This is a genomic window from Ureibacillus sp. MALMAid1270, assembly GCF_049202975.1.
Lineage (GTDB): Bacteria > Bacillota > Bacilli > Bacillales_A > Planococcaceae > Ureibacillus.
In genome coordinates this window covers 1-7,553 of sequence record NZ_JBMIRP010000022.1, presented here as the reverse complement: position 1 = coordinate 7,553, position 7,553 = coordinate 1, and the positions used below count along the sequence as shown (strand labels likewise).

Below are 7,553 nucleotides of genomic sequence, written 5' to 3'. Positions count from 1 at the left end.
GCAGATGAAGAAACCCTTGCTAAACTATACGGATTGAAATAATCCAAAAAATTATTCTGAGCATTTAGAAGAATAGTTTTGATATTACAAAGTATTCTAGTAAAGCTCAGAATAATTTAATGGTTGGTATAAAGCTGGATTGTTATCAATGGCGACATACCCATTTTCAAGGAAAACCTTTAACTCTGATGAACGGCTTAATGTATATTCAGCTGCTTTCGCAATGGCATTTTTACCGAAGAAAGGCGAACGATCAATCCAATCCATAAATTCATCGACGATCGGTTTTGCTTCTTGTTGGCGAACTTGCAAGCGCTCTTCCGGTGAAAGATGTTTGATTTTCCGTTCGATATGAAACAACCGATCGCAGTACTGCACGCCTATTCGTCCATTTTTACTATCGGCTTTTAGCCAATAACGGCGTACGTGAGCCCAACAGTTGGCGAATTGAACATGAGGTAATTGACCGTAAGCTGAATACCCATCACAGATCACAGTGCCTTTGAATCCCTTAATTAAATCTTCTAATACAGTGCGCCCACGAGAAAGAGCGCTCTTAAATAGAACGATAATGGGACCTTCACTTTGTACACTGCGACATACCCAGTTATAAGCGTTTGATTGAGCTGGCTTTCCATCTGAACGCTTAATTATTTGTGCGTAGGTTTCATCTATATGCAACACAGATTTTGCCGTTAATAATTGGTTCATCAAATTATAAAGCGGTTGAAGCCAATCCTCTGCCACACGTATTACCCAATTGGATAGATTTTTATCATTTGTATATAGTCCATGGCGCTCCCATTCATTTACCTGACGGTAAAGAGGTAAGTACTGGATAAACTTATCGTAGATAAGCTTTGCCAAAACAGTAGGACCGGCAATGCTTCTTTGGATTGGACCTTGCGGTGCTTTACCTCGTTTGATTTGAGCTTTTAGTAGGGCATCGTTTTTACACGTTTTGCACTCATACACATGTTCAAAGTGTTGCACACGCTTCAGGGAGGCTGGAATAAATTTCGCCTCTTCACGTATCAACGTTGAACTGAACTCTACCATCTCCCCACGACAGCAGTCACAAGCTAAGTTGGCGGGGTGATGATGAATCTCTTCAATTTCTATATCCTCATGAAACGAATCATTTCGTTTTTTATTTCTCTTTTTACGAGTAACCGTATAACTAACCGTTTCGATGTTTTGTTCTTCTGTCTGCTCAGGTTCGTTAAAAGACGGATCGTCTTCAAATAATGAGCCTTGTCCATCTGGTACTTGATACTTTGACTTTTCTGATTTAGAACCGTATAAAGCTTTTGTTAATTGGCGAATTTGTTCAGTCAATGCTTCAATTTGTTTGGTTAAATTTTTATTTTGTTCTTTTGTGTAGGCTAATTGTTCTTCCAATAATTGAATCACTTTTTCATTTGAAGCGTTTCCCAAATCATTCACCACATTTCGTTCAATTTAAGTTATGAATGATTATACCACTTAAAATAGGGCTATTAAAAGATACCTTTTGTAGATTTTGTAATCGCCTTTGGCTGTTGCAGAGATAATCCTTCTAATAACCAACGAAGCTCTTGTTGCGAAAGTTTGCGTACCTCATTTTCATCTTTTGGCCATTGTAATTTTCCATTATCTAATCGTTTATAAAGCATGGCGAAGCCATCTCCATCAAAATACAAACATTTATAACGATCCTTGCTCCATCCAGAAAACAGAAAGATAGAATCACTATACGGATCCAATTCGAAAGAATCTTGAATGAGCGTTGCGAGACCATCAATACCTTTACGCATGTCTGTCTTGCCGCAGATGATGTAGATGTTTTGCACGCTCGTAAAATCCTGTTTCATCCCTTCAGCTCCTTCATAATGGTTTGGATAATGCGCTCATCTACGCCATTGAAGAAGGAAATTTCAGCCACAGCGGTTTTAATTACACAACTTGGCTCAGCAGTGTATTGGAGAGAATGATTCGAAGAAATTTCAACTGGAATAGGATCGAGTTTGACGGGAACAATGGTTAATTTGTTTGTAGACATAAATGGCACCTCCTTTGATTGATACATTTATCGTACCGGAGGTGCCTGATGTTTTATATGCGTTGTTTGAATACGGGCTTACTTTGTTACAATCTGATTGAATATAAAAAAACTGTTCAGACTGAATATCAATCTGAACAGTTTTACGGAAATTTATAATAAGCTATATAATTTTATATTTTCATTTTTCTCAGAGAACCAGCGCATCGCAAATTCATTTTCGAATAGGAATACTAAGTTATCATAACGATCTTTTACTAACATAGAACGACTTGAAGACATGGATTCTTTTACTGCGTCTTCATTTTCAATCCACCTTGCAATTTTAGATCCAATTGGTTGCATTTGAACTTCAACATTGTACTCATTTTTCATACGGTGTTCAAACACTTCAAATTGTAATTGTCCAACTGCACCTAGTATGACTTCCTCTGTATGAAGTGTTTTATAATATTGGATTGCTCCTTCTTGTACAAGCTGTAAGATCCCTTTATGGAATTGCTTTTGCTTCATAACGTTTTTAGCTGTTACACGGACAAATAATTCAGGCGTAAATTGAGGTAACTTTTCAAATTGGAATGTTTTTTTGCCTCCAACGACAGTATCACCAATCTGATACGTTCCTGTATCGTATAACCCGATTATATCTCCTGCAACCGCTTCGTCTACTGTTTCTCGATCATCTGCTAGGAATTGTGTAGATTGTGAAACTTTAAATGATTTTCCTGTTCTAGCTAGCGTAATATTCATTCCACGCTCAAACTTACCAGATACAATTCGAACAAAAGCAATTCGGTCACGGTGAGCTGGGTTCATGTTCGCTTGAATTTTAAATATAAATCCTGAGAAATCATCATGTTCTACTGGTTCAATATATTGTTCATCTACCGTAAGTCTTGGTTGCGGTGGTGGTGCGAATTTTAAATAAGTTTCTAGGAATGTTTGTACACCAAAGTTTGTTAGTGCAGACCCAAAGAATACTGGCGTAAGTTCCCCACGACGAATTTGCTCTTCTGAAAATTCATTTCCAGCCTCATTTAATAATGTAATGTCATCCATTGCTTGAGAATAGTAAGAAGTTGCTTTCATTGGATGGTCAACTGCTAATTCCCCATTTTCATCGATAGGTAAAAATCGATTGTCTTCATCTGTACGGAATTGTTCAATTCTTTGGTTGTAACGATCATAAATACCTAAAAACTCTTTTCCCATTCCGATTGGCCAGTTCATAGGGTAAGCATGAATACCTAATACTTCTTCTAATTCTTCAATAATTTCAAGTGGTTCTTTCCCTTGACGGTCTAGTTTGTTCACAAAAGTGAAAATCGGAATTCCGCGCATACGACAAACTTTAAACAATTTTAGCGTTTGTGCTTCAATACCTTTAGCCACGTCTACAACCATGACTGCACTGTCAACGGCCATTAATGTACGGTAAGTATCTTCTGAGAAATCTTGGTGACCTGGAGTATCTAAAATATTCACACGAAAACCACTATAATCAAATTGCATTACAGAAGATGTAACCGAAATCCCACGTTGCTTTTCGATTTCCATCCAGTCACTCGTTGCGAATTTACCAGTTTTTTTACCTTTTACTGTACCAGCGTCACGTATTGCTCCACCAAATAATAGTAATTTTTCTGTTATCGTCGTTTTCCCAGCATCCGGGTGAGAGATGATGGCGAATGTACGACGGGATAATATATCTTGTTCTAATTTTGAAGTCATGTATCGTATCTCCTTTTTCTACCTAACTAATAATAAAAGAAATTTCCCTTTATATACAACATTTTTATATTGAAGTAAACCTAATTGTCGCAAAAAGAAACCCTCTCTAGAAAATTTGTTAGAGAGGGTACCAAATTTTTTACAATCATCTTACATTTTAATTAATAAACAAACTTTAATCGACCAGCTTCAATGGCAATATCTGCATCACTATGTGGATATTTCGTATTACCGATAATTTGGTAATCTTCATGTCCTTTTCCTGCAAAGATAATAATATCACCTGGTTCAGCAACAGAAATTGCATGTCGAACTGCTTCTGCTCTGTCACCTATACAAGCATAATTCTCATGAAGCATTCCTTTGGCAAGGTCACCAGTAATACTATCATATTCTTCATAACGAGGATCATCAGTTGTTAAAATGACATAATCAGCTCTTGATGCTTTTTCAGCCATTGCCGGACGTTTGGATTTATCACGATTACCACCTGTACCGATTAAGAAAATTAATTTTTTCCCTGGTTTTTTATATGGAAGCGCAGCATTAATAGCTTTTTCAATAGCATCTGGTGTATGTGCATAGTCTATAAACAGTTGAACCGGTAAATCTGTATTAACTAGTTCCATACGTCCTCTAACAGGATTTAAATCTTCTATTTGTTCAATAATCGCTTCTAATGGGAATCCTCGCCCATATAATACAGCCACCGCAGCTAATACATTATATACATTAAACTCACCTAAAAGCTTCATTGTAACCGGAAACTTTCCTTCTGGAGTATTCATATCAAATGTTGTAATTCCGTCATCAAAATTACAATTTTCTGCTGTGAAATGGGCGTTATTTTTAAGTGCATACGTATAAACAGGGTAAGGTGTTAATTTAGCATATTTTTTAGACCAAGGATCATCCGTATTTAATACGACATATTTATGCTTAGTCAAATCTTGCCCCATTTGGGAGAATAGTAATCCCTTTGCATTACCGTACTCTTCCATAGTTCCGTGGAAATCTAAATGATCATGTGTTAGATTCGTAAAAACAGCCACATCATAGTCTACACCTGCTAAACGACCTAATGCCAAACCATGAGAAGAAACTTCCATTACCATAGCCCGACAGCCTTCCATTTTTGCACGGAAAATCATTTGTTGCGTATTAAGTGCATCACTTGTTGTGTTAGCTGACTCATATAAAACACCATTTAAGTTAAACCCGATTGTTCCTGACAGGGCTGATTTTTCACCCATGCCGATTAGCATGTGATGAATAATTCCTGATACGCTTGTTTTACCATTCGTACCAGTTACTCCAATCATCGTAATATCATTGGATGGATAGTCAAAGAATTTCGCTGCAATTAAACCAAGCGCTCGATTCGTATCATCGACGATTACTTGAGCAACTTGACCTTCTAAGTGAAGTTCCTTTTCTGTTACAACGATTGTTGCACCTGAATCTACTGCTTTTTGTGCATAATCGTGCCCATCAACTGTGTAGCCTTTAATGCATATAAATATACTTTTTGGTTGCACACTTCTAGAATCGATTGAAAGGTCTATTACATTACTTGGTAACTGCCCAATAACTTTTTTTATTGGGATTACACTTAACAATTCCTCTGCATACATCCTATTATCCTCCATTCAATCATCGGTAAGTTCAATCACTAATTATCGTTATGTATACAACTTATTTATTTTATCTTAAATTTACTGTAATGAAATTAATCATATCAAAAATCAGTGAATTTAGGGCATATTTTTTTACATTTCTAATATGCACTATTTTTACACTTTATTTAGCAAAACAAAATGATACTTCCCAAAAAGTAATAATAATACTTTTCGGGAAGCTAATAGACGTTATTTTAATACCATTCGTACTAGTTTCACTTTGTTTTTATAAGGAGGATACAATAGATCGTTGGTCACTTTTGTGGAACGTTGCATAATTGACTTTGGATGTGTGAAATTCTCAAAACTTGCTTTACCATGATAAGCATTTACACCAGAAGGACCAACCCCTCCAAATGGTAAGTGAATATTTCCAACATGTGTAATTGTATCGTTAATGCAACCACCACCAAACGACAATTGCTCAAGGAAATAATCAATCGCTTGTTCATGCTCAGAGAAGAAATAAGCTGCAAGTGGTTTTGGTAGTCTTCGTATTTGCTCTATTGCACTTTGAAGATGATCATATGCCATGATAGGTAATATTGGACCAAAAATTTCATCTTCCATAATAGGATTTTTCCATGAAATATTCTCTAATATCGTTGGTTCAATATATCGGTCTTGTAAATCGTATGTCCCACCATAAGTAATGTTATTTTTTTCTATTTCTAATAGTTGTGCAAGTCGTTCTAATTGTTTATGGTTAATAATTCTACCATAATCTTTACTTTCACGAGGATTTTCCCCAAAAAATTGTTGAATCGTTTTCTTTAATAAAGCAACAAATTCATGATACACCGATTGTTGAACAAGGACATAATCAGGTGCGACACATGTTTGGCCATTGTTATTAAATTTTCCCCAAACAATTCTTTTAGCAGCCAACTTCAAATTAGCGGTATGGTCAACTATTGTCGGACTTTTTCCACCTAGTTCTAATGTAATTGGTGTTAATCTTTCCGCTGCCGCTCGCATAATTACTTTACCAACTGCTACACTACCTGTAAAAAAGATATAATCAAAAGAAGATTGAATAAGTGCTGTTACCTCTTCTTTTTCCCCTTCCACAACTTGAATGTATTGTGGTTCGAAAGTTTCCTCTATTATTGTTTTTATAATAGCGCAAGTATGGACAGCGGATTCTGACGGTTTAATAACAGCTGTATTTCCCCCAATAATTGCTCCTATTAGTGGTTCCATTACTAATTGGAATGGATAATTAAACGGTGCAATAATTAACGTAACACCATATGGTTCTCGAATGATAAAACTTTTTGCTGGTTGTAATGATAATGGTGTTTTTACTTCTTCAGGTTTTACCCATTCATCTATTTGTTTTAACATATAACGGATACTACTTAACACCATACCTACTTCATTTGTATAACTTTCGAATTCACTTTTACCTAAGTCTAAGTTTAATGCTTTAATGACATCTTTTTCATATTTCTTAATGGATTTTGCTAATTTTTCAAGTTGTCTTTTTCTAAAATCTGTTGATCTAGTCATTCCAGAATAAAAGTAATCACGTTGGATGGAAATTAACTTTTCTACATCTTCAGTAGTAAATTTCAAATAAATCATCCTCTCATAATTTTTTTTGTTACATAAAAAAGATTTTATCTGTTCATAATAAAAGTGTATATTTACTACCAATTGTAGTGAATTTCTTCTTCTAGCATAACTCATTCACTTTCAGAATGCAGTAATATGCTACGAGGGATACATTTAAAAAAGAGGGGGCAATTTTTATGATTTCGACTGATAATTGGTGGGAGCAAATATTTTCTGGACCATTGTCCATTGGTCTAAATGAGGAAAAAGTGCATCTATTAGAAGACGAATCTTTTTTATTCTTGACAGAAGAACAATTGCCACATGATGAAACACAATCAACCGAATAGAAACTAAATTGACAAAAAAATTAATATGAATTACTATTTTTTCCTCCTCATGATTAAATAGACTCTCGGCATTCGCCGAGCTTTGTGGTTCAAGGATTTTCCTCAAACCAATTTATTTCATCCCTCCTATTTTAGGTGGGATTTTTTAATGTTCATTTTTTTAAAACTGGAAATTAATTATCAAAATATTTTCAC

7 protein-coding genes are annotated in these 7,553 nt (G+C 35.4%); 1 reads left to right on the top strand and 6 read right to left on the bottom strand.

All coding sequences use genetic code 11. The features are described 5' to 3' along the window. Nucleotides 1-96: 96 nt before the first annotated feature. The 6 genes from tnpC to ACOQFO_RS01955 form a co-directional block, all read right to left on the bottom strand. Nucleotides 97-1,446: an IS66 family transposase gene (gene tnpC, locus ACOQFO_RS01980; protein WP_421688042.1), complete on the bottom strand. Its 1,350-nt coding sequence runs from the start codon at nt 1,444-1,446 to the stop codon at nt 97-99. A 53-nt stretch (nt 1,447-1,499) separates the two neighbouring features. Then, a complete protein-coding gene (tnpB, locus tag ACOQFO_RS01975) occupies nt 1,500-1,853 on the bottom strand; it encodes an IS66 family insertion sequence element accessory protein TnpB (protein WP_025910451.1) in 354 nt (117 codons plus the stop codon). Then, nucleotides 1,850-2,041 (bottom strand): hypothetical protein, encoded by a 192-nt coding sequence (locus ACOQFO_RS01970; protein ID WP_025910450.1) that lies wholly within the window; start codon nt 2,039-2,041, stop codon nt 1,850-1,852. The genes tnpB and ACOQFO_RS01970 overlap by 4 nt, the downstream gene beginning before the upstream one ends. 153 nt (nt 2,042-2,194) lie before the next feature. Next, the gene (locus tag ACOQFO_RS01965; protein WP_421688041.1) at nt 2,195-3,772 is read right to left on the bottom strand and encodes a peptide chain release factor 3; all 1,578 of its coding nucleotides are present in this window, start codon (nt 3,770-3,772) and stop codon (nt 2,195-2,197) included. A 161-nt stretch (nt 3,773-3,933) separates the two neighbouring features. Continuing rightward, the gene (locus ACOQFO_RS01960) at nt 3,934-5,406 is read right to left on the bottom strand and encodes a UDP-N-acetylmuramoyl-L-alanyl-D-glutamate--2,6-diaminopimelate ligase (RefSeq protein WP_421688040.1); all 1,473 of its coding nucleotides are present in this window, start codon (nt 5,404-5,406) and stop codon (nt 3,934-3,936) included. A gap of 234 nt (nt 5,407-5,640) precedes the next feature. After that, entirely contained in the window at nt 5,641-7,029 is a 1,389-nt protein-coding gene (locus ACOQFO_RS01955; RefSeq protein ID WP_421688039.1) for an aldehyde dehydrogenase, read from the bottom strand. 176 nt (nt 7,030-7,205) lie between these two features. On the opposite strand from ACOQFO_RS01955, the gene ACOQFO_RS01950 reads away from it, so the two are divergent. After that, nucleotides 7,206-7,358: a hypothetical protein gene (locus ACOQFO_RS01950; protein WP_421688038.1), complete on the top strand. Its 153-nt coding sequence runs from the start codon at nt 7,206-7,208 to the stop codon at nt 7,356-7,358. Nucleotides 7,359-7,553 lie beyond the last annotated feature (195 nt).

Coding starts and splice junctions, on each gene's coding strand:
- tnpB (WP_025910451.1), bottom strand. CDS start 1,853: ATGAAACAGGATTTTACGAGCGTGCAAAACATCTACATCATCTGCGGC.
- ACOQFO_RS01970 (WP_025910450.1), bottom strand. CDS start 2,041: ATGTCTACAAACAAATTAACCATTGTTCCCGTCAAACTCGATCCTATT.
- ACOQFO_RS01965 (WP_421688041.1), bottom strand. CDS start 3,772: ATGACTTCAAAATTAGAACAAGATATATTATCCCGTCGTACATTCGCC.
- ACOQFO_RS01960 (WP_421688040.1), bottom strand. CDS start 5,406: ATGTATGCAGAGGAATTGTTAAGTGTAATCCCAATAAAAAAAGTTATT.
- ACOQFO_RS01950 (WP_421688038.1), top strand. CDS start 7,206: ATGATTTCGACTGATAATTGGTGGGAGCAAATATTTTCTGGACCATTG.